Below are 21159 nucleotides of genomic sequence, written 5' to 3' on the forward strand. Positions count from 1 at the left end.
TGGGAATGAGCGGCGTCGAGCAGGTCGCGCGACGAGCCCGGGAGCTGGTCCGGGGCGAGGGCGTCATCTCCGACCGCGCGCGGCTGCGCACCTACGAGTGCGACGGGCTCGCGCACTACCGCGTCGTGCCCGCCCTGGTGGTGATCCCCCAGGACGCCGAGCAGCTCGCGGGCGTCGTCCGCGCGTGTGCCGAGCACCGCGTGCCGTTCGTCGCCCGCGGCTCGGGAACCGGCCTGTCCGGTGGTGCGCTCCCGCATGCCGAGGGCGTGCTGGTGGTGACGTCGAAGCTCCGCGAGGTCGTCGAGGTGCGGCCCGAGGACCAGCGCGCCGTCGTCGAGCCCGGCGTGATCAACCTCGACGTCTCGCGCGCGGCGGCGCCGTACGGCTACTACTACGCGCCGGACCCGTCGAGCCAGCAGATCTGCTCGATCGGCGGCAACCTCGCCGAGAACTCCGGCGGCGCGCACTGCCTGAAGTACGGCTTCACCTCCCACCACGTGATCGGCGCGGACTTCGTGACGCCGCAGGGCGACCTGGTGCGGCTCGGCGGGATGGCGCCGGACAGCCCGGGCTACGACCTGCTCGGGGCGGTCGTCGGCTCGGAGGGCACGCTCGGGATCGCCACGTCGGTGACGGTGCGGCTGGTGCGACTGCCCGAGGAGGTGCGCACGCTGCTCGTCGGCTTCGCGTCCACCGATGCGGCCGGGGCCGCCGTCTCCGCGATCATCGCGGCCGGCATCGTGCCCGCGGCGATCGAGATGATGGACGAGCTGGCGATCGCGGCCGCCGAGGAGGCGGTGCAGTGCAACTACCCCGACGGCGCGGGCGCGGTGCTCGTGATCGAGCTCGACGGGCCGGCGGCCGAGGTGGCGGCGGAGTACGACGCGGTCGAGCGGCTGTGCCGGGAGAACGGCGCCTTCGAGCAGCGGGTCGCCACGGACGCGGCCGACCGCGCGCTGATCTGGAAGGGCCGCAAGTCCGCGTTCGCCGCGGTCGGGCGGGTCAGCCCGGACTACATCGTGCAGGACGGCGTGATCCCGCGGACCGCGCTGCCGGAGGTGCTCGCCGCGATCGCCGCGCTGTCGGAGTCCTCGGGCATCCGGGTCGCGAACGTCTTCCACGCCGGCGACGGGAACCTGCACCCGCTGGTGCTGTTCGACGAGTCGGTGCCCGGCCAGGGGGCCGCGGCCGAGGAGCTCAGCGGCGCGATCCTCGACCTCTGCATCGCGCACGGCGGCTCGATCACCGGCGAGCACGGAGTCGGGGTCGACAAGGCGAAGCACATGCCGCGGATGTACGACGACGCCGACCTCGACACGATGCAGCTGGTGCGCTGCGCGTTCGACCCGGACGGGATCGCCAACCCCGGCAAGGTGTTCCCGACGCCGCGCCTCTGCGGCGAGGTGCCCGGCAAGCACAAGGGCGCACATCCCTTGCAGGACAGCGGTCTGGCGGAGATCTTCTGATGCCGACGGTCGTGACCCCGGCGAGCACCGGAGACGTCGCCGAGGTGCTGCGTGGCGGACACACGGTCGTGCCGACCGGACGCGGCACCAAGCTGACCTGGGGGATGCCGGTCGAGCCCGAGGTGCTGCTCGACCTCTGCGCGATGGACCGGGTGATCGACCACCAGCCCGGCGACCTGATCGTCCACGTCGAGGCGGGCGCGCCGCTCGCGGCGGTGCAGGAGGTGGTCGGGCGCGCGGGCCAGCGGCTCGCCCTCGACGAGACCGTGGCCGGCGGGACGATCGGCGGCGTCCTCGCCACCAACGCGTCCGGCCCGACGCGGATGCACGCCGGTACCGCTCGCGACCTGCTGATCGGCGTGACCGTGGTGCGCGCGGACGGTGTGGTCGCGAAGGCCGGGGGACGGGTCGTGAAGAACGTCGCCGGCTACGACCTCGGCAAGCTCATGGTCGGGTCCTTCGGCACCCTCGCGGTGATCACCGAGGCGGTGTTCCGCCTGCACCCGCTGCCGGACGTGCAGCGCTGGGTGACCGTCGAGACCGACGATCCGCACGCCCTCGTGCAGCGCGTCATCCACTCGCAGGCGGTGCCGTGGGCGGTCGAGGTCGACGGCTCGACGCTGTCGGTGCTCATCGGCGGTCGCCCGGACGGCGTCGCCGCCCGCGTGGCCGTCGTACGGGACCTGATCGGCGGCTCGGTCTCCGACGTGGCACCTGCGTGGTGGGGCAGATATCCCTGGAAGCCCGGGGAGATCGGGCTCAAGGTCACGTGTGCGATCTCGGGGCTCGGCGAGGTGCTGGCCGCGGCCGGTCCGCGGGTGCGCGGCTCGGCGGGCGTCGGTGTCGTGTACGCCGTGGCCGACCGGGCTGAGGACGTCCACCGCCTGCGGGAGGTCGCCGCTCGCCACGGTGGGACGGTCGTCGTGGTCGATGCGCCGGACGAGGTGAAGCAGGTGGTGGACGTCTGGGGGCCGGTGCCCGCACTGGACCTGATGCGCCGGGTGAAGGAGCAGTTCGACCCGGAGCGGCGACTCTCGCCCGGTCGGTTCGTGGGAGGCATCTGATGGACTCCCCGGAATCGAAGGCGGAGCTGGTGGATGCCTGTGTGCACTGCGGATTCTGCCTGCCGACGTGCCCGACCTACGTGCTGTGGGGCGAGGAGATGGACTCGCCGCGCGGCCGCATCCACCTGATGCAGCAGCGCCTCGACGGCGAGCCGCTGACCGACGCGATGGTCGGGCACTGGGACGCGTGCCTGGGCTGCATGGCGTGCGTGACCGCGTGCCCGTCGGGCGTGCAGTACGACAAGCTCATCGAGTCCACCCGCGCCGAGGTCGAGCGCGAGCACCGGCGGTCGCCGGGCGACCGGGCGCTGCGCGGCCTGATCTTCTCGGTGTTCCCCTACCCGAAGCGCCTGCGACTGCTGCGGGGTCCGCTGCGCGGGATCCAGCGCACGGGGCTCGACCGCGCGCTGCGTCGAACCGGCCTGCTGGACCGGTTCGCGCCGTCGCTGGCCGCGATGGAGCGGTTGGCGCCGAGGCTCACCAGGCCGACGCCGCTGCCCGAGAGTGCGGCGGCGACCGGCACCCGGCGAGCGACGGTGGGACTGCTGACGGGATGCGTGCAGGGCGCGCTCTTCCCGGAGGTCAACGCCGCCACGGTCCGGGTGCTCCAGGCCGAGGGCTGCGACGTGGTGGTCCCGCGTGCCCAGGGCTGCTGCGGCGCGCTGTCCGCGCACAGTGGCCGCGAGGACGAGGCGAGGGGCTTCGCCCGCGCGACGGTCGAGACCTTCGCCGCGGCCGACGTCGACTACGTCGTCGTCAACGCGGCTGGTTGTGGCTCGGCGATGAAGGAGTACGACGCGCCGTTGCGCGACAAGGTCCGCGACATCGCCGAGCTCCTCGACGAGCTCGGCCCGGTCGCCGAACGCCATCCGCTCCAGATGTCCGTGGCGTACCACGACGCCTGCCACCTCGGCCACGCCCAGGGGGTGCGCGCGCAGCCCCGCCGGCTGCTCGCGGGGGTCCCCGGGCTCGAGCTGCGCGAGATCGACGAGGCCGAGCTGTGCTGCGGGTCGGCCGGGGTCTACAACGTGCTGAACCCCGAGCCCGCCCGCGAGCTCGGCGACCGCAAGGCCGCGAACATCGTCGCCACCGGCGCCGACGTCCTCGTCACCGCCAACCCCGGTTGCCTGATGCAGGTCGCCGCCGCGATCGAGCGCTCGGGCCACCCCATGCGTCTGGCGCACACCATCGAGATCCTCGACGCGTCCATCCGGGGCAGCGCGCTGGCGGAGTGACGACCGCACTCGCCTGCGGTGGTCAGAACATCATCGACGCGGCGGGGGCCACGTCGCTGCGCATCGCCCGCCACAGCTCGGCTGCGGCACCGGGCCGCGCCTCGGTGACGAGCCCGGCCCGGGCCCGGCCGACCAGGTTCCCTCCTCCGACGTACGCCGCTCCGAGCGCCTCGACCGGCAGCGCCAGGTCGGCGTCGGCGTCGGTGCGCTCGGCGGTCGCGGCGCCCGAGGAGTCGGCGTGGATCCGCCAGCGGCCGGCGTTCCAGGGCGCGTAGGTGTCGGTGACCTCGACGACCACGTCGCAGGGCGCGCTCCAGGAGCGCGCCGCGAGCGCCTCGGGCAGGTCGACCAGGCGGATCCAGAGGCTGTCGTACATCTCGACGGCTGCCGCCGAGCGGGGGCCGCCGACCCAGTCCAGCAACGGGTCCTCGGCGCTGGCCGTGCGCAGCTGGACGCTGCCGATCAGGTCGAAGTCGACCAGCCGGCGCAGCAGCGCCAGCCGCGTCGCGGGCTCACCGACCGCGGCGAACACCTCGAGCCGGCCGGCCGGGCGGGCCGCCTCCCACTTGGCCTCCCGCCGGAACATCGCGAACCCGACGTCCGTGCCGTCGCGCTGGGCGAACAGCACCCGCCACGGCTCCTTGTCGCGCAGCCACTCGGGGAACGACTGCCCCAGCCGCCCGTAGTACTCGGGCGCACCGACGATCGCCCCGGTGTCGACGACGGCGCGGTGGCACGCGTGCATCCGCTGCGTGACGCCGGCGGCACTCACGGTCGTCAGCTGGGTCGTGACCGACGCGGCGGTGTCGTCGAGCGCGGGTGCCTCCAACGTGGCGCCGCGCGACACCGTGATCGGCAGCTCCAGCGACGCGAGCCCGTAGCCGAACCGGCCGTAGATCGCGGGCTCGCTCGCGTGCAGCGCGGAGACGTGGGTCCCCGGGGTGTCGCGCACCTGCTCGAGGTGGTGGCGCAGCATCGCGGACAGCACGCCACGACGCCGATGATCGGGGTGCACGCCGACCCAGGTCAGCCCGGCGCAGGGGACCAGCCGGTCGCCGGGGATCGCGAGCTCGAGCGGGTAGACCCCGTAGACGCCCGGGTACGTCGTCGGGTCGCTCGGGCCGTCGACCTCGGCGGCGAACCGCTGATCGGCCGGCAGGCCAAGCAGCTGCGTCTCGACCGGCGCCGGGAGCACCTCCTGGAACCAGACCACGGTGTCGGTCCGCATGAACCGCTCAGCGGAGGCGGCTACGCCCACTCGGATGTCAGACATGCCCCCAGCCAACAACGTGGCCGTCAGGTCGGACAACCAGATTGTCGTGGGCGAGGAACCCGCCGCGGGCCAGTCGGGCGGACGCGCGGACGACGTGGTCGGGGTGCAGCGCGCCGATGACCGGGTCCGCGTGAGCGCCGTACCGGAACGGCGCGTAGAGCTTGCCCGAGTCGATCTCGGACCGCGCGCCCGGGTCGGTGACGGCCCGCTCGAGCACGTCGCGGCGGCGCGCCCAGCCGGCCTCGCTCTGCGGGACCAGGAAGTCCATCGTGCGGGTGGTGATCGCGAGGTTCTCCTGCGCGGCCGCTCGGCGCTCGGCGTCGTACGCGTCGACGATGCTCGGGTCCGCCCAGCCGTGCAGGGCGTAGGCGATCCGCCACGCGGCGTTCTCCGCGTCGGCCACGCCGGAGTTCATCCCGCGCGCGCCGAACGGCGCCATCAGGTGCGCGACGTCGCCCGCCAGCAGCACGCGTCCGCGGCCCATCACGGTCGCGCACCGCGAGTGGAAGCGGTACACCGTGCACCACACGACCTCGTAGTCCTGCTCGCCCACGATCCGCCGGATCCGGCGGTCGAGGTCGCCGCTCGCCTGCTCGGCGGCGAGGTCGAAGCCGGGTGGCACCTGCCAGTCGATGCGGTACGTCGAGTCCGGGCAGGGGTGCATCAGCACCTGGCGGCCGGGGTTCCACTCCGGGTCGAAGTAGAAGCGCCGCTCGAGCTCGCGGTCCGGCAGGTCGCAGCGGATGTCGCAGATCAGGAACTGGTCGTCGAACGTCCGCCCCTCGAAGGACGCGCCGACCGCCCGGCGCAGGACGTCGCCACGAGCGCCCGCGCACCCCACGACGTACGGCGTCTCGATGTCCCCCTGGTCGGTCTGGACCGTCCCACCGGTGATGCCGGTGACGGTGGTGCCCCAGCGCACCTCGATCGACGGGGTGGCCGCGATCCGCTCGTCGAGGACCTGCTCGACGCGGGCCTGCCCGATGTTCACCCACGGCGGGAACGGCGAGCCGCTGGTGTCGGCGAACGCGACGTGGAACAGCTCGTGCTCGCGGTAGTACGTGCGGGCGGTCCGCCAGGTCACGCCCTCGTCCGCGATCGTGCGCCCCGCACCGAGCGAGTCCCAGATGTCGAGGGTCTCGCGCTGCTGGCAGATCGAGCGCGACCCGACCGGCTCGCGCCGCGGGTGGCTGTCGAGCACCAGCACCGGGAGGTCCCAGCGGGCCAGCAGCAGCGCGGCCGTCTGGCCGACCGGGCCGTTCCCGATGACCACCACCGGCGGGCCGTCGTACATGAAGTCAGGGTAGGACGTTCACCTGGACGTCAGCGCCAGGCCGAGTCCGCTTCCTAGCGTGCGACCGTGCTGACTCGTGGCTTCGTGGGCAGTGTGCTCGTCCTGGTGGGCGGGCTCATCGTGTCCACCCTGCCTCCGTCGACCTGGTTGATGGACCAGGACCTGCTGCTCGACCTCCGCGGCGCGGAGGCCGGCCGGATGCTCGGCCTCGCGATCGTGCTGATCGGGCTGGGGATCCTCGCCGCCGAATGGCTCTCGCTGTGCCGGCACGTCGCGCTCGCCGAGGGCGAGGACCGCGCGGACGCCCTCCACCTGGTGCGGTACGCCGCCGTGGTGTGGTCGGCCCCGCTGGTGCTCGCGCCGCCGCTGTTCTCGCGCGACGGCTGGTCGTACGCCGCCCAGGGGATGCTGGCGCACCTGGGGATCTCGCCGTACGAGCACGGCCCGGGAGTGCTGCGCGGACCCGTCGTCGAGGCGGTCGACCCGCGCTGGATGGACACGATCACGCCGTACGGCCCGGTCCCCCTGATCGCGGGGGACTTCGCCGCCGGCCTGACCGGGAATCCGTGGGTGCTCGTGGTCGGGCACCGGATCGTCGCGCTGGCCGGACTGCTGCTGCTCGCGTGGGCGGTGCCACGCCTGGCGTCGTGGACGGGGGTGAACCCGGCGCTCGCGTCCGCGGTCGTCCTCGCCTCCCCGCTGATGCTCGCCCACGGCGTCGGAGGGCTGCACAACGACCTGCTCATGGTCGGCCTGATGGCCGCCGCGCTGGTGGTCGCCGCCGAGCGCGGCTGGGTGCTCGGCGCCGTCCTCGGCGGCCTGGCCGCCGCGGTGAAGCTCCCGGGAGGCCTGGCCTGCGTGGGCGTCGCGCTGGTGACGCTCCCGCTCGCCGCTCCGCTCCTCCCACGGGTACGCCGGCTCGCGGGCGTCGCGGTCGTGTCCGTGGGGACCCTGCTCGGGCTCGGTGCGGTCACCGGGCTCGGCAGCGGCTGGATCGCCGGGCTCGCCGTGCCCGGCACCGTGACGACGCCGCTGTCGGTGATGGCGATGCTCGGGATCCGGAACGTGGGGACCCTCGTCGCCGGCGCGGTCGTGCTCGCGGTCGCGCTGCGCTGGCGGACCGGTGACCGCTCGCAGGCGCTGCAGGGCGTGGCCATGGTGGTCGGGGTGACCGTGGTCCTCGGGCCCGTCGTGCACCTCTGGTACCTGCTCTGGGTGGTGCCGTTCCTCGCCACGATGCGGCTCCCGCGCGTCGCGATGGCCGGACTGCTCGCGGGCTCCACGGTCTTCGGCCTGGTCGCGCCGATGGACTCCTCGCTCCACGAGGCCTACCTCGCGATCGTGCTGGGCAGCCTGCTGATCGCGCTGCTCGTGCCGCTGCTGCTGCTCACCCGCCGCTCGCGGGCCCGGATCGAGCGGATCGTCTCCGCCGAGTGGATCCCGGTGCAGCTGCCCCAGCCACGACATCCGGCGGGCGCCGCGTAGCGCTTGAATGCGTACCCGTCACGGATGTCCGGTGCCGGGCCGCAGCGAGAGGCTCGGGCCATGGCGACCCTGGTGCTGACGATGGTGCTCGACCCGCGACGCGGCGACTCCGTGCTGCGGACGGTCCGTGACGAGGTGCTCCCGTGGGTGCGGCGGCTGCCGGGGTTCACGGCCGGCCGCTGGCTGCGCAGCGAGGACCAGGGCTGCTGCCTGGTCGTGCTCGACTTCGAGACGCTCGAGGACGCCCGGTCGGTCGCCGGGATCGTGGCCGCCGAGGCCGGGGACCCCGCCCGCGCCTGGAACTTCGAGAAGGTCGTGCTGGCCGATCAGATCGCGGTGACGTCCCGCCCGCCCGCGCTCGGCGCAGCGACGTAGGTGACCAGCTGGCCGCGACCCCCGCTGCCGGTGCGCTGGAGAAGGCGCGCCACGTGCGTCTCGACGGTGCGCGTCGAGAGGAACAGCCGCTCGGCGATCGCCTGGTTGGTGAGCCCCTCGGCGACGAGCTCGAGCACGTCGTACTCCCGCGAGGTCACGCCGAGGTGCTGCAGGTGCTGGGGCACCTGGCGCGCGCCCGCAGCCTTGCGGGGCACCGCGATCCCGGCCTCCCGCATCGCCGCCCGGCAGGCCGAGGCGGCCTCGGTCTGGCCGGCCTCGACCAGGCCGTCCAGGGTCTGGCGGAACCACAGCTCGGGCTCGCCCCAGCCGTCGGCGGCCGCGGCTCGGGCGACCAGGCCGCGCATGTGGACCTCCATCCACGGCTCGGGTCCGGGGTGGGTCCAGGTCGCGTCGGCGAACGTCTGCTCGGCCTCCTCGGCGCGGCCCTCGCGACCGAGCGCGACGGCGTCGGCGTACCGCAGCGCGAACCAGTTGTGCGGGCTGGTGATCTGCGGTCCGTCGCGCACCTCCGCACGAGCCGCAGAACCGTCGCCGAGCACGGTCTCCAGCAGTGCCCACAGGCCGCGCATCGAGAACGCCAGCCCGGGGTGCAGGCGGTAGACCTCCATGCCGGCGGCGAACGCGTCGCGCGCCTCGTCGTACCGCCCGCGCGCCAGCGCCACCGGCCCGCGGACGTGGGCGTCCTTCCCGGCGACCAGCTCGGGATCATCCGGAGCGGTGCGCAGCCCCGCGGCCAGGTCGACCTCCATCTCTTCCGGCCGCCCGGCCAGGCCGTGCGTCATGGCGCGGATCAGGTAGGCGCTGCCGAGCGCGGGGAGCCGCAGCCGCGTCATCAGCGGGATCGCGGCGTCGGCCGCGGCCATCGCGCGCTCCAGGTCCAGGTAGCGGATGCGGAGCAGGTTGAGCTGCAGGTCGACGACCGCCGCCGTCGCGAGCGAACCGGCCTCCAGTGCGGCGGCGCGCGCGGCGAGGAGGCGGTCCTCGGTGGGTCGGCGGCCGACCAGGTCGAGGCTGCCCAGCTGCTGGAGGATCCGGGCGCGCCAGTGGCCGAGGCCGTTCTGCTCGGCGATCCGGTAGGCCTCCTCGAACGCCTCCTCCGCCTGGAGCACGTCGCGTCCGCGGGCGGCCCGGCCGATGACCTCCCAGGCCTCGCACGCGACGTCGGCCCGGTCGCCGGCGGCGTCGAGCGCCACCCGCGCCTCGACCACGGCATCGTCCGGCTGCAGCCGGCCGAGGGCGACCCCGGCGCGCAGCACCGCCGTACCGGCGGGGTCGACCCCGTCGATGGTCGAGAGCAGGTCTGCGGCCTCGTCCCACAGGCCTCCGGCGTACGCCGCTCGCGCGAGCCGCAGCCGTACCGGCGCCAGCCGGTCGGCGGCCGCCCCCGACCGCTCGAGGTCGGCGAGGAGCGACCCGCCGACCCGGAGCGCGGCAGGGGAGTCGCCGGCGAGGGCGTGCACCTCGAGCAGGGTCTGCCGGACGGCGAGGCCGGTCTCGGAGTCCGGAGCGACGAGGTCCCCGGCGCGCCCGACCATCTCCAGGGCGGTGGCCAGCGCGCCCTTGCCCAGCGCGTCGACGGCCGCGGTGTGCCACGCGGCCGCGGACCGCTCGCTGTCGCCGGCCAGGTCGAAGAGCTCGGCCAGGGTCTGCTGGTCGAGGGCGGCGTCCGGACGGGCGCACGCCTCGGCGAGGCGGGACGCGAGCTCGGCCCGCTCCGGAGGCAGCAGGGCGGCCAGCACGGCCTCGCGGGTGAGCGCGTGCCGGAACGCGAAGCTCTGCTCCCGGGCGGCGACGATCTGCTGGTCGACCAGGGTGCGGAGCGCCTCGAGCACGGTCGCGTCGTCCAGGTCGAGGGCGGCCGTCAGCGGCGCCCAGTCGAAGTCGGAGCCCAGCACGGCGGCGGCGCGCGCGACCTGCTGCACGACGGGGGACTGGCTCTGCAGCCGCAGCTGCACGGTCCGCGCGAACGTCTCCGGTACGGCGGCCGTGATCGGCCCGTCCGCCCGCCAGGTCCCGTCCGCCGCGGCGACGAGGGCGCCGGCGGCCTGCATGCCGGTGAGCAGCTCCTCGACCAGCAGGGGCACGCCCTCGGCGTTCGCGGTCACGAACTCGTGCACCTCGGGCGGAGCGCTACCGCCGAGACAGGCCACCACCATCGCGTCGGTGGCGGCGGGGTCGAGGACGCCCAGCTCGACGCACTCGGCCGACCCGCGGGAGACGAGGGCGTCCACCAGCAGCTGGGTGGCGGCCGACTCGCCGGGACGCGTGGTGACGACGACCAGCAGCGGGACGTCGGCGACGTTGTCGGCGACGTACTCGAGGACGGCGAGCGTCTCCGGGTCGGACCAGTGCAGGTCCTCGAGGACGAGGAGGCAGCCGCGCCCGTCGCCGACCGCCGTGGCGAGCCGCAGCAGCGCCTCGCCGAGCAGCACCAGCGACGTGGCCTGCTCGCCCGCGCGGTCGTCCCAGAGCTGCGGCGCGAGCCGGGCCAGCGACGGTCGGAAGGGATCCAGCCGGGCCGAGGCCGGGAGCTCGTTGCGGCGCAGCCAGGCGAGGAGCGCCTCGCTCAGCGGGCGCAGCGGCGTCGGGGTCGACGCCCGCACGGCGCGGCCCGAGAACACGACCAGGCCGCGCTCCTCGGCGTCGGCCTGGAGGGCGGCGACGGTCCGGGACTTGCCCACCCCCGGCTCACCGGTGAGGACGATGGTGGCGCCACGGCCGGCGGCGGCGTGCTCCGTCGCGGCACGCAGGCGGCCTGTCTCGGTGTCCCTGCTGACCAGGACCGGGCACTTCACCTGCCGCACTGTAACTAGATGCGTAGGTGGTCGCACTCGCTTACGTAGTAGTGACGGATGTCCGGGGGGTGGGTCCGCGACGAGGGTTCTGGTACCCGCCGACAACGAGGTCGGCACTCACGAGAGGCACCCACTCCCATGTCACGCCCCCTGTCCCGTACCGCGGTCGCGTCGCTGGCCACCGCCGCGCTCGCCACCACCCTCCTCGCCGGCGCCCTCCCCGCCGAGGCCACGCCCACCTGGGTGAAGAACTCCTCGATCAGCAAGGCGGGCGCACTGCCCACGGACGCGACCGTCGCGGTCGCCGACGACGGCACCGCCGTTGCGGCCTGGGTCCGCGAGGTCGGATCCGACCTGCGGGTGCAGGTGGCCTCCGCCTACAGCGGTGTCTGGGGCAAGGTCTCCACCGTCTCGGACGCCGGCAAGGACGCCGCCGCCCCGTCGGTCGCGATCAACGACGACGGGGACGCCGTGGTCACCTGGCTGCAGCCCGACCTGAACGACGACCTCCGACTGGCCGCCTCCCGCCGGCTCACGAGCAGCACCTGGGACGGCCGCGCGCTGATCTCGCCGCTCGGCGCCACCGTGGACGGCGCCGCCGACCTCGCCCTCAGCGGCGACGGCCGGCTGCACGCGGCGTACGTCGCCGTCGGGGGAGCAGACCTCCGGATGGTCGAGGTCACCACGTGGGACGACGACGGCAGCGAGGCCGAGTCGAAGCTCCTGTCCGGCAGCGACGACGGCTTCGGGCCGGCGATCGACGTCAACGAGTCCGGAGCCGGGCTGGTGTCGTTCCAGGACGACGAGGGCCCGGACGCGGACAACGTCATCCGGGTCAGCCGGCTCGCCGCGGGTGCCACGTCCTGGCAGGACGCAGTCGAGGTGTCGGAGGGCGTGCACGGCCTGGAGACCGACGTCGCCGTCAGCGACTCGGGCTTCGGCCAGGTCGCCTTCACGCGCAGCTGGGAGGGCGACCACCGGCTCGAGGCCGTGAAGGTGCAGCCGAACGGCAACACCGGCAACCCCTCGTTCGTGTCGCCGGCGAACACCGATGCCGGCGACCCGAGCATCGACATGAACGCCGACGGCGACGCCCTCGTGGCCTGGCGGTCGACCATCGACGGCACCAACGGCATCGGCTACGCCAGCAGCAAGCCGGTCGGCGACTGGGTGCCCGGCGCCCTGAAGGTCGGCGTGTTCTCGCCGACGAGCCCGACCGCGATGACCAGCGACACCGGCGTCACGATGATCGCGTACGGCGGCAGCGGTCGCCTGCTGGCGTCGTACCGCACCCGGTCCATCGTCCCGTTCACCCCCTTCGACTCGGGTGACCAGAACTTCGTGTCCGGAAGCGCCGTCGCCGGGATGGACGACCAGGGCAACGCCCTGCTGGCCGGCGTGCTGCCCGACGAGCTCGTCGGGGCCTTCCTCGACATCGCCGGTCCGACGATCGAGACCAAGGCGCCGGCGACCGCGCTCGGGAAGTCCTACGAGCTGACGTGGAGCGGCCTCGACCGGTTCTCGGCGGTGGTGGACTCCGACGTCGTGGTTCGGCAGGCGGCCTGGAACGGCACCTTCGGTGACCCGAAGCAGCTGGCGTCGGACACCGACGAGCACACCCTGGGGCTGGGGATCGCCCCGGGCCGGACGTCGTGCGCGTCGGTGCAGATGCGGGACACGGTCGGGAACCTCTCGATGTGGTCGCAGCGCTGCACCACCGCGCCGGTCGACGACCGGACGCTGAAGGCCACCACCGGGTTCGTCAAGGCGAAGGGCAAGGGGCACTACCGGGGCACCGTCGTCACGACGGTCGACAAGAATGCGCGGCTGACGCTGACGGGCGCGAAGGCCAAGCGGATCGCGCTGGTCGTGGCCAAGTCGCCGAACGCCGGGTCGGTCCGGGTGAGCTTCGCCGGTCAGGACCTCGGCGTGTTCAGCCTCAAGGGCACCGGCAAGAAGAAGGTCGTGCCGGTGAAGACCTTCGGGGCGGTCAAGAGCGGCAAGCTCGTGATCACGGTGGTCAGCCCGGACGGCAGGCCCGTCGTGATCGACGGGGTCGTCATCGCCAAGTAGCGGCCGGCTGCACGGCCCCGGTCACCTCACCGAGCGCGATCGCGCCGCCCGAGGTGCCCGGGGCCTTGTAGCGCAGCGTCACCTCGTCGCCGTCGGCGAGGAACGCGGTCTCGTCGCCCCAGCCGATCTCGAGCAGCGAGCCGCGCTGGTCGGGCGACGGACCGCTGATCGTGCCGGACCCGTACAGGTCGCCGGTGCGCAGCGAGGCGCCGTTGACGGTCAGGTGCGCTAGCATCTGCGCCGGCGACCAGTACATCGTGCGGAACGGCGGGCGGCTGACCACGTCGCCGTTGACCACGACCTCGACGTCGATGTCGAGGCCCTTCGTGGCTCCAGGGCCCAGGTAGGGCAAGGGTTCCGGGTCCTGGCCGGGCAGGTCGACCCACGCCGCGTCGAGCGCCTCGATCGGGGTGACCCAGTGCGAGATCGACGTCGCGAACGACTTGCCGAGGAACGGGCCGAGCGGCACGTACTCCCACGCCTGGATGTCGCGCGCGGACCAGTCGTTGAGGCCGACCACCCCGAACACGTGGTCGGCGAACGCGTCGTACGACACCGGGGTGCCGAGCTCCGACGGGGTTCCGACCACGAAGCCGAGCTCGGCCTCGATGTCCAGCCGGGCCGAGGGGCCGAACCCGCCGCCGGGCTTCTGGCCGCTGGGGCGCACGACGGGGGTGCCGGACGCGACGACGGTGCCGGCGCGGCCGTGGTAGCCGACCGGGAGGTGCTTCCAGTTCGGCAGCAGTGCCTCACCGTCGGGACGGAAGATCCTGCCGACGTTGGTCGCGTGGTGCTCGGAGGCGTAGAAGTCGACGTAGTCGGCGACCTCGACCGGCAGGTGCATCGTGACGTCCGCGAGCGGCACCAGGTGCGGCTCGACCAGGTCGCGCTCGGTCTCGTCGGTCAGCAGCCCGGTGATCCAGGTGCGCACGGACGCGCGGACCCGACGGCCCTCGGCCATCAGCGCGTTCAACGAGCGCTCCTCGAACACGTGGTGCACGTCGAGCATCTCGGCGGCCGCGACCGGTGCCAGGTCGAGGACATGGTCGCCGATGCGCACGCCGACGCGCGGCTCCTCGCCGGCGTGGGAGAACACGCCGTACGGCAGGTTGTCGACGTCGAACAGGGAGCCGGCGGCTCCCTCGACCCAGGTCGTCATGTTCCCTCCAGGAGGCCGTAGGCGAGCAGGTCGTCGAGCGGCTCCTGCACCGAGCAGGAGCCGAACGACGTGAACCAGCGGCGGGCGCGGTCGAGCCCGTCGGCGTTCTCCACGAGCACGGCGGGCTCGCGCTCCTCGAGCGTCGCGACGACCTCGTCGAGCGCGGCCCCGTCGAACGCGTTGCGGGTCGCGGCCAGGACGTTGAGGAACCCGTGGTGCTCGAAGCCGTCCTCGCCCGTGTGCCGCACCGCGCGGTGCAGCCCGGCCGTGCACTTGAACGGCGTCTCGCGGTCGAGTGCCGCGTCGATCCACCCGGCGAGTGCGGGTGCGGCCGGGAACGCCGAGGCATCCAGGCCGCCCGTGCGGAACTTCAGCCGGAACTCGTTCGCGGCGACCTCGTCGGCCGCGGCCAGCCAGGATCCGGTCGACCCGACGTGGGGGAGCTCGACGTACACGGGCACGTGGTCGTCGAGCTTCCCCTCGCCGCGTGCCGCGTCGACCGCGGCGGCGACGCGGCGGGCGTTGCCGACCGGGTCGTCGGGGTCGCGCAGCGCGATCTCGACGCCCTCGACGGCGATGTGCAGCTTGCGGGCCAGCGCGGCCGTCCCGGCGATCTGCCCGGCGCCGCCGGTGATCACCACGGAGAGCGCGAGCGGGGTGGCCTTGAGGGCCGGGAGGTCGAGGTCCTTGACGACGAACGTGCCGACCAGGTCGGCGTACGGATCCGACCGGCGGGTCTGGTGCGCGGCCGCCGCCTCGGCGAGCGGGACGTCTCCCGGGGGGAAGATTGCGGCGTCGTCGACCAGCCCTCTCCACGGGCTCGGCAGGGGTTCCGTTGACACGTTGACTACTCTAACCATGAGACACATAGCGGACGAATGCGTTCGATAGTCGAACAAACCGGGAGGCGGAGCGAGATGGCCCACTACCGACGCATCGGTGCGGTACCCCCGAAGCGGCACACCCAGTTCCGCGACGAGGACGGCCGCCTCTACTACGAGGAGCTGATGGGGGAGGAGGGCTTCTCCTCCGACTCCTCGCTGCTCTACCACCGCGGTGTGCCCTCGGCGATCGTGGCGAGCGAGGTGTGGGAGCTGCCCGACCAGACCCGCACGCCCAACCACCCGCTGAAGCCCCGACACCTCACGCTGCACGACCTGGCGTTCGGGGGCGAGACCGGCGCCGACGCGGTGACCGACCGCCGCCTGGTGCTCGGCAACAACGACGTGCGGATCGCGTACGTCGTCACCGGGACCGACGCGTCGCCGTACTACCGCAACGCCATCGGCGACGAGTGCGTGTACGTCGAGTCCGGCACCGGCGTGGTCGAGACGGTGTTCGGTGTCGTCGGCTACCGGGCGGGTGACTACGTCGTGATCCCGCGCGCGACCACGCACCGGTGGGTGCCGGCCGAGGCGAGCCGGCTGTACGCGATCGAGGCGAACAGCCACGTCGCGCCGCCCAAGCGGTACCTCTCGCGCTACGGCCAGCTGCTCGAGCACGCGCCGTACTGCGAACGCGACCTCTACGGCCCGGAGCAGCCGATCACCCGCGAGGGCAACGACGTCGAGGTGCTGGTGAAGCACCGCACCAGCGCCGGGATCGTCGGGACGCGGATGACGTATGCGACGCACCCGTTCGACGTGGTCGGGTGGGACGGCTGCCTGTACCCGTACACGTTCAACATCGAGGACTACATGCCGATCACCGGCAAGATCCACCAGCCGCCGCCGGTGCACCAGGTCTTCGAGGGCCACAACTTCGTGATCTGCAACTTCCTGCCGCGCAAGGTCGACTACCACCCGCTGGCGATCCCGGTGCCGTACTACCACTCGAACGTCGACAGCGACGAGGTGATGTTCTACGTCGGCGGGGACTACGAGGCCCGCAAGGGCTCGGGCATCGGCATCGGCTCGATCTCGCTGCACCCGGGCGGGTACGCCCACGGCCCGCAGCCCTCGGCGATCGAGGCGTCGCTGGGTGCGGAGTTCTTCGAGGAGTCCGCGGTCATGGTCGACACGTTCGCCCCGCTCGACCTCGGCGAGGGCGGGCTGGCCGTCGAGGACCCGGCGTACGCCTGGACCTGGAGCGGGCGCCGGGCCTAGGCCGGCACCAGCACGTCGTCGGTCACCGCGGCGTGCACCTCGAGCATCCGCTCGACGGTCCGGTGCCACGGGAACTGCTCGGCCCGCAGGCGGGCGGCCCGGCGCCGTTGAGCGGCAGGTCGGGCGGCCACCTCGAGGACCGCGTCCGCGAGCGCGACCGGGTCGGGGTTGGCCCAGGCGCCTGAGGTGGCATCCACCAGCTCACGCGCGCCGCCGCGGTCGGCGGTGACGACCGGGGTGCCGCTGGCCAGTGCCTCCAGCACGGCGAGGCCGAAGGTCTCACCCGGGCAGACCGACAGCGCGACGTCGGCCGCGGAGATCCGGCGGCTCAGGTCCTCGCGACCGTCCACGAACCCGTGGAACACCACGGGCGCAGCGCCGGCGATCGCCACGAGCTCGTCGAGGTGGGGGCCCTCGCCGTACACGTCGAGCCGGACGGGTACGCCGCGGCGGTGCAGCTCGACGGCCGTCTCGACCGCCAGGTGCGGCGACTTCTCGCGCGACAGTCGGCCGACGTGGGTGAGCCGGAGCAGACGCGGGTCGGCGGCCGAGGGGTGCGGCCGGAACGTGTCGAGGTCCACCCCGAGGGGCACACGCACCATCGGGCAGCCCGCCGCCTCCGCGACCGCCTGGAACTCCTGCTGCGCATAGCGCGACGTGACCACGACGGTGTCGAAGCTGCGGACCAGCACGCGGTTCAGCATCGCGATCGAGACCTTCGACGTGGTCTCGCGCCCGCTGCGCAGCGCGAGCATGTCGTCGAGCCGCTCGTGCGAGAACAGCACGGACCCGACCCCGCGGCGGCGCGCCCACCGGGTCACGGGCAGCAGCGTGAGCTTGTCGCTGAGCTCCACCGAGGTGGGCGCGAAGCGCTCCAGCACGTCGGTGACCCGCCACGGCTCGACGATCAGCCGGTAGCCGCCACCGACCCGCGGCGCCCGGATCTGGACGACGTCACCGTGTGCGGTCGCGGTCACCCGGTCGACCGGCCCGGGCACCACCAGCAGCCGCTCGCACCCGGCGGCGACGTACCCGCTCCCGAGCGCGGCGACCGCGGTCTTCATGCCGCCGGAGGCGGGCCCGATGAAGTTGGCGAGCTGGGCGATGCGCACGGGGAGACCGTGTCGTGCCCGCGTGAACGGGTGGGGGTGCCGAGGTGGCTGCTCGATGTCGAGACTCGTGTCGAGACCAGCAGTGGTGCACCATGCCGCCATGGGCTGGACGTGCGAGTTCGACGCGACAGTGTGGGAGTGGGAGTCCTCTCCCGAGAGCACGGCGTGGTTCTTCCTCACCGTGCCCGAGGACGAGAGCGAGGACATCCGGGTGCACGCAGGTCCGCCGCGCGGGTTCGGCTCGGTGCGTGTCGAGGCGACGATCGGCGCCACGACGTGGCGGACGTCGGTGTTCCCCGGCAGGAGCGGCTACTCGCTCCCGCTGAAGAAGGCGGTGCGCCGCGCCGAGTCCCTCGATCCCGGGGACTCGGCGCGGGTCACGCTCGAGCTGATCTAGCTAGCTACGCCGCGACGGGCTCGCCGTTCAGCGCCTTGTACGTGTACGCCGTACCGATCAGGACGACCGGGACCGCCACGATCAGGCCGATGCCGCAGAGCAGCGCGCCGACGAACCACGCGACCACGCTGAGCAGGAACCACAGGATCACGTTGCCGGCGTTGTTCTTCGTGAACTCGAAGCTCGCCTTGATCGCATCGATCGCACCGAGCTCCTCGCGGTCCATCAGGAAGTACAGCGTGTACGACGTGAAGAACATGACCAGCAGGCCCGGGATCACGCAGAGCACGAAGCCGACGAACGTCGCGATGCCGATCAGCAGCGAGGCGACGACGACGTCACCGAGCTTGTGCGGCTTGAGCAGCGTGGCCGGGTCGAGGTCGCGGCCCTCGGTGATCGCCAGCGCGTAGCGGACGATGCCGGCGCCGATGATCATCGAGACGATCCAGCTGATGAGGCTGAATCCCCACTGCAGGAAGAACTGCAGGCTGAAGAACCCGCCGCACTCCTCGACCTCGCCGGTGCGCAGGTTGATGGTCGGGTCGCAGGCGGCCGCGTTGGCCACCACGAAGCCGATGATCTGGAGCACGATCAGCGCGCCGACCAGTACGAGGACGGCGACCAGGATCTGGCCGAGGTTCGCGGTGAACTTGTTCCAGCCGTAGCTGAACGCGTTGCCGACGCTGTAGCCGCCGGCACCACCGGGAGGCGCGGGCTGCGGCGGGGGCGGCGGGGGCGGCGGCGGGGTCGACTCGCCGTAGCTCTCGTACGGCGGCGGCGGTGGCTCGTTCGTGGACACGTTTCCTCCTGGCTCGGGACACTCCCCTGGGAAGGCCAACCGCAACCTAGTGCCTACGCGGGTCCGACCAACAGGTCCCATCGGGGCATTGCCTTGCGAGCCGCGAGAGGATGGAGCCATGAGCGAGCGAGGACGCGCATGAGCCGGAAGCCGCCGCAGGAGGACATCGACGAGCGAGAGCTGGACGTCGACGCTCCCAAGCAGGTGGCGGCCGGGCCGACCGCGGTGGCGATCACCATGAAGCGCGCCCTCGAGCAGATGGGCGTGCGCCGTACGGCGAAGACCCTGACGCGGCTCAACCAGGTCGACGGCTTCGACTGCCAGGGCTGCGCGTGGCCGGACCCGGACCCGAGTCAGCGGCACCACGCGGAGTTCTGCGAGAACGGCGCCAAGGCGGTCACCGAGGAGGCGACCCTGCGCCGGGTCGGCCGGGAGTTCTTCGCCGAGCACCCGCTCGCCGACCTGGAGGAGCGCACCGACTACTGGCTCGGGCAGCAGGGCCGGATCACCGAGCCGATGGTGCTCCGGGCCGGCGGCACCCACTACGAGCCGGTCTCGTGGGACGACGCGTTCGGCCTGATCGCCGGTCACCTCAACGCGCTGGCGTCGCCGGACCAGGCGATCTTCTACACCTCGGGCAAGACGTCGAACGAGGCGGCGTTCGCCTACCAGCTGTTCGTGCGCGCCTTCGGCACCAACAACCTGCCGGACTGCTCGAACATGTGCCACGAGTCCTCGGGTGTCGCGCTCGCCGAGGTGATGGGCATCGGCAAGGGCTCGGTGAGCCTGCAGGACGTCCACGACGCGAAGCTGATCGTGATCGCCGGGCAGAACCCGGGCACCAACCACCCGCGGATGCTCATCGCGCTCGAGGAGGCCAAGCGCAAGGGCGCGAAGATCCTCGCGATCAACCCGCTGCGCGAGGCCGGTCTGGTGCGGTTCAAGAACCCGCAGAAGCCCCGCGGCCTCACCGGCAAGGGCACCGAGCTCGCCGACCTCTACCTCCCGGTCCGGATCAACGGCGACCTCGCGCTGTTCCAGGCGATCGGCTCGCTGCTGCTCGAGTGGGGCGCGGTGGACCGCGACTTCGTCGAGCGGTACACGACCGGCTTCGACGCGTGGGCCGCACACGTGCAGGACCTCGACTGGGACCTGGTGCTCGAGGCCACCGGCCTGACGCGCGCGCAGATCGAGGAGGCCGCAGCGATGTTCCGTGACTCCGACGCCACGGTGCTCTGCTGGGCGATGGGCATCACCCAGCACCGCAACGCGGTCGCGACGATCAAGGAGTTCGCGAACGTTGCGTTCCTGCAGGGCAACATCGGCAAGCCCGGTGCCGGACTCTGCCCGGTGCGCGGCCACTCCAACGTCCAGGGCGACCGCACCATGGGCATCTGGGAGCGCCCGCCCGGGCACTTCCTCGACCGGCTGCGTGACGAGTTCGGCTTCGAGCCGCCACGTGAGCACGGCCTCGACACCGTCGCGTCGATCAAGGCGCTCCACGACGGCGACGCGACGGTCTTCTTCGCGATGGGCGGCAACTTCGTCTCCGCGGCCCCCGACACCGAGGTCACCGAGGACGCGATGCGTCGCTCGGCCCTCACCGTGCACGTCTCGACCAAGCTCAACCGCTCGCACGTCGTGCACGGCCGGGAGGCGCTGATCCTGCCGGTGCTCGGCCGCAGCGAGAAGGACCGCACCGGCGGTCGCGACCAGCGGGTGACCGTCGAGGACTCGATGTCGGCGGTGCACGCCTCCCGCGGACCGCTCGACCCGGCGTCGCCGTACCTGAAGTCCGAGGTCGACATCGTCTGCTCGCTCGCCGAGGCGACGCTCGGCGACCGCCACGCCATCCCGTGGGCGGCGTTCCGCAGCGACTACACCGAGATCCGGCGCCGGATCGCGCGGGTGGTCCCCGGATGCGACGCGTACGACGAGAAGGTCGACCGCCCGGGTGGCTTCGTGCTGCCGCACCCGCCGCGCGACAGCCGGACGTTCCCGACCACGCTCGACAAGGCGATCTTCACGGTCAGCCCCACCGACGTCCTGCAGGTGCCGGACGGCCGGCTGCTGCTGCAGACCATCCGCTCGCACGACCAGTTCAACACCACGATCTACGGCCTCGACGACCGCTACCGCGGCATCTCCAACGGCCGTCGGGTGGTGTTCGTGCACCCCGACGACATCACGGCGCTCGGCTTCGCGGAGGGCGAGCACGTCGACCTGGTCAGCGAGTGGGACGGCACCGAGCGCCAGGCGACCTCGTTCCGGATCGTCGCGTACGACCAGCCGCGCGGGTGCGCGGCGGCGTACTACCCGGAGACGAACCCGCTGGTGCCGCTCGAGTCGACGGCCGAGGGCAGCAACTGCCCGACCTCGAAGTCCGTGATCATCCGGCTCGAGAAGGCCGACGGCGGCGGCAGCGGTGGCGGCGAGACCCCGCCCGGTCGCGGTGACGAGGCGAAGCGACACGTGGAACCGGAGCACCTGGCGTGAGGGGTGAGGC

16 protein-coding genes are annotated in these 21159 nt (G+C 72.9%); 9 read left to right on the top strand and 7 right to left on the bottom strand.

Translation table 11 applies throughout. The annotated features are described in order from the left end of the window. Positions 1-5 precede the first annotated feature (5 nt). Genes MJ604_RS00790 through MJ604_RS00800 form a run of 3 tightly spaced genes read left to right on the top strand, consistent with a single transcriptional unit; the run spans position 6 to position 3765 of the window. A complete protein-coding gene (locus MJ604_RS00790) occupies positions 6-1466 on the top strand; it encodes an FAD-linked oxidase C-terminal domain-containing protein (RefSeq protein WP_243056373.1) in 1461 nt (486 codons plus the stop codon). Further along, entirely contained in the window at positions 1466-2530 is a 1065-nt protein-coding gene (locus MJ604_RS00795; RefSeq protein ID WP_243056374.1) for an FAD-binding oxidoreductase, read from the top strand. The genes MJ604_RS00790 and MJ604_RS00795 overlap by 1 nt, the downstream gene beginning before the upstream one ends. Further along, positions 2530-3765, top strand: coding sequence for a (Fe-S)-binding protein (locus MJ604_RS00800; RefSeq protein WP_243056375.1), 1236 nt, complete (start codon positions 2530-2532; stop codon positions 3763-3765). The genes MJ604_RS00795 and MJ604_RS00800 overlap by 1 nt, the downstream gene beginning before the upstream one ends. Before the next feature lie 22 nt (positions 3766-3787). On the opposite strand, the gene MJ604_RS00805 is transcribed toward MJ604_RS00800, so the two are convergent. Beyond that, positions 3788-5038 (bottom strand): GNAT family N-acetyltransferase, encoded by a 1251-nt coding sequence (locus MJ604_RS00805; RefSeq protein ID WP_243056376.1) that lies wholly within the window; start codon positions 5036-5038, stop codon positions 3788-3790. After that, on the bottom strand, positions 5031-6332 hold the full coding sequence (locus MJ604_RS00810; protein WP_243056377.1) for an FAD-dependent monooxygenase: 1302 nt from the start codon (positions 6330-6332) through the stop codon (positions 5031-5033). The genes MJ604_RS00805 and MJ604_RS00810 overlap by 8 nt, the downstream gene beginning before the upstream one ends. 66 nt (positions 6333-6398) lie before the next feature. Here MJ604_RS00810 and mptB point away from each other — a divergent pair, with 66 nt between their 5' ends. After that, complete coding sequence (gene mptB, locus MJ604_RS00815; RefSeq protein WP_243056378.1) at positions 6399-7817, top strand: polyprenol phosphomannose-dependent alpha 1,6 mannosyltransferase MptB; 1419 nt, start codon at positions 6399-6401, stop codon at positions 7815-7817. Positions 7818-7877: 60 nt separating this feature from the next. Next, positions 7878-8192, top strand: a complete 315-nt coding sequence (locus MJ604_RS00820; protein WP_243056379.1) for a hypothetical protein — start codon at positions 7878-7880, stop codon at positions 8190-8192. Here the strand turns inward: MJ604_RS00820 and MJ604_RS00825 are convergent. Further along, positions 8144-11008 (bottom strand): AAA family ATPase, encoded by a 2865-nt coding sequence (locus MJ604_RS00825; RefSeq protein ID WP_243056380.1) that lies wholly within the window; start codon positions 11006-11008, stop codon positions 8144-8146. The two genes, MJ604_RS00820 and MJ604_RS00825, sit on opposite strands and share 49 nt — an antisense overlap. 138 nt (positions 11009-11146) lie before the next feature. Between MJ604_RS00825 and MJ604_RS00830 the strand changes: the two genes are divergently transcribed. Beyond that, a complete protein-coding gene (locus MJ604_RS00830) occupies positions 11147-13081 on the top strand; it encodes a hypothetical protein (protein WP_243056381.1) in 1935 nt (644 codons plus the stop codon). On the opposite strand, the gene fahA is transcribed toward MJ604_RS00830, so the two are convergent. Beyond that, the gene (gene fahA, locus MJ604_RS00835) at positions 13068-14240 is read right to left on the bottom strand and encodes a fumarylacetoacetase (protein WP_243056382.1); all 1173 of its coding nucleotides are present in this window, start codon (positions 14238-14240) and stop codon (positions 13068-13070) included. The genes MJ604_RS00830 and fahA overlap by 14 nt on opposite strands. Beyond that, complete coding sequence (locus MJ604_RS00840; protein ID WP_243056383.1) at positions 14237-15082, bottom strand: hypothetical protein; 846 nt, start codon at positions 15080-15082, stop codon at positions 14237-14239. Before MJ604_RS00840 ends, fahA begins: the two co-directional genes overlap by 4 nt. 75 nt (positions 15083-15157) lie before the next feature. On the opposite strand from MJ604_RS00840, the gene MJ604_RS00845 reads away from it, so the two are divergent. Beyond that, the gene (locus MJ604_RS00845; protein WP_243056384.1) at positions 15158-16345 is read left to right on the top strand and encodes a homogentisate 1,2-dioxygenase; all 1188 of its coding nucleotides are present in this window, start codon (positions 15158-15160) and stop codon (positions 16343-16345) included. Here the strand turns inward: MJ604_RS00845 and MJ604_RS00850 are convergent. Beyond that, positions 16342-17409 carry a glycosyltransferase gene (locus tag MJ604_RS00850; protein ID WP_243056851.1) on the bottom strand — a complete coding sequence of 356 codons (1068 nt, stop codon included), beginning with the start codon at positions 17407-17409 and terminating at the stop codon, positions 16342-16344. The two genes, MJ604_RS00845 and MJ604_RS00850, sit on opposite strands and share 4 nt — an antisense overlap. 148 nt (positions 17410-17557) lie before the next feature. On the opposite strand from MJ604_RS00850, the gene MJ604_RS00855 reads away from it, so the two are divergent. Next, positions 17558-17854 carry a DUF1905 domain-containing protein gene (locus MJ604_RS00855; protein ID WP_243056385.1) on the top strand — a complete coding sequence of 99 codons (297 nt, stop codon included), beginning with the start codon at positions 17558-17560 and terminating at the stop codon, positions 17852-17854. Positions 17855-17858: 4 nt separating this feature from the next. Here MJ604_RS00855 and MJ604_RS00860 read toward each other — a convergent pair whose 3' ends face one another. After that, positions 17859-18653 (bottom strand): hypothetical protein, encoded by a 795-nt coding sequence (locus MJ604_RS00860; RefSeq protein ID WP_243056386.1) that lies wholly within the window; start codon positions 18651-18653, stop codon positions 17859-17861. A gap of 138 nt (positions 18654-18791) precedes the next feature. On the opposite strand from MJ604_RS00860, the gene MJ604_RS00865 reads away from it, so the two are divergent. Continuing rightward, complete coding sequence (locus tag MJ604_RS00865; protein ID WP_243056387.1) at positions 18792-21149, top strand: FdhF/YdeP family oxidoreductase; 2358 nt, start codon at positions 18792-18794, stop codon at positions 21147-21149. Positions 21150-21159 lie beyond the last annotated feature (10 nt).

This window comes from Nocardioides sp. SR21, assembly GCF_022761125.1.
Taxonomy (GTDB): domain Bacteria; phylum Actinomycetota; class Actinomycetes; order Propionibacteriales; family Nocardioidaceae; genus Nocardioides.

Coding starts and splice junctions, on each gene's coding strand:
- MJ604_RS00845 (WP_243056384.1), top strand. CDS start 15,158: ATGGCCCACTACCGACGCATCGGTGCGGTACCCCCGAAGCGGCACACC.
- MJ604_RS00805 (WP_243056376.1), bottom strand. CDS start 5,038: ATGTCTGACATCCGAGTGGGCGTAGCCGCCTCCGCTGAGCGGTTCATG.
- fahA (WP_243056382.1), bottom strand. CDS start 14,240: ATGACGACCTGGGTCGAGGGAGCCGCCGGCTCCCTGTTCGACGTCGAC.
- MJ604_RS00795 (WP_243056374.1), top strand. CDS start 1,466: ATGCCGACGGTCGTGACCCCGGCGAGCACCGGAGACGTCGCCGAGGTG.
- MJ604_RS00820 (WP_243056379.1), top strand. CDS start 7,878: ATGGCGACCCTGGTGCTGACGATGGTGCTCGACCCGCGACGCGGCGAC.
- MJ604_RS00810 (WP_243056377.1), bottom strand. CDS start 6,332: ATGTACGACGGCCCGCCGGTGGTGGTCATCGGGAACGGCCCGGTCGGC.
- MJ604_RS00830 (WP_243056381.1), top strand. CDS start 11,147: ATGTCACGCCCCCTGTCCCGTACCGCGGTCGCGTCGCTGGCCACCGCC.
- MJ604_RS00865 (WP_243056387.1), top strand. CDS start 18,792: ATGAGCCGGAAGCCGCCGCAGGAGGACATCGACGAGCGAGAGCTGGAC.
- MJ604_RS00790 (WP_243056373.1), top strand. CDS start 6: ATGAGCGGCGTCGAGCAGGTCGCGCGACGAGCCCGGGAGCTGGTCCGG.
- MJ604_RS00800 (WP_243056375.1), top strand. CDS start 2,530: ATGGACTCCCCGGAATCGAAGGCGGAGCTGGTGGATGCCTGTGTGCAC.
- MJ604_RS00850 (WP_243056851.1), bottom strand. CDS start 17,409: ATGAAGACCGCGGTCGCCGCGCTCGGGAGCGGGTACGTCGCCGCCGGG.
- MJ604_RS00855 (WP_243056385.1), top strand. CDS start 17,558: ATGGGCTGGACGTGCGAGTTCGACGCGACAGTGTGGGAGTGGGAGTCC.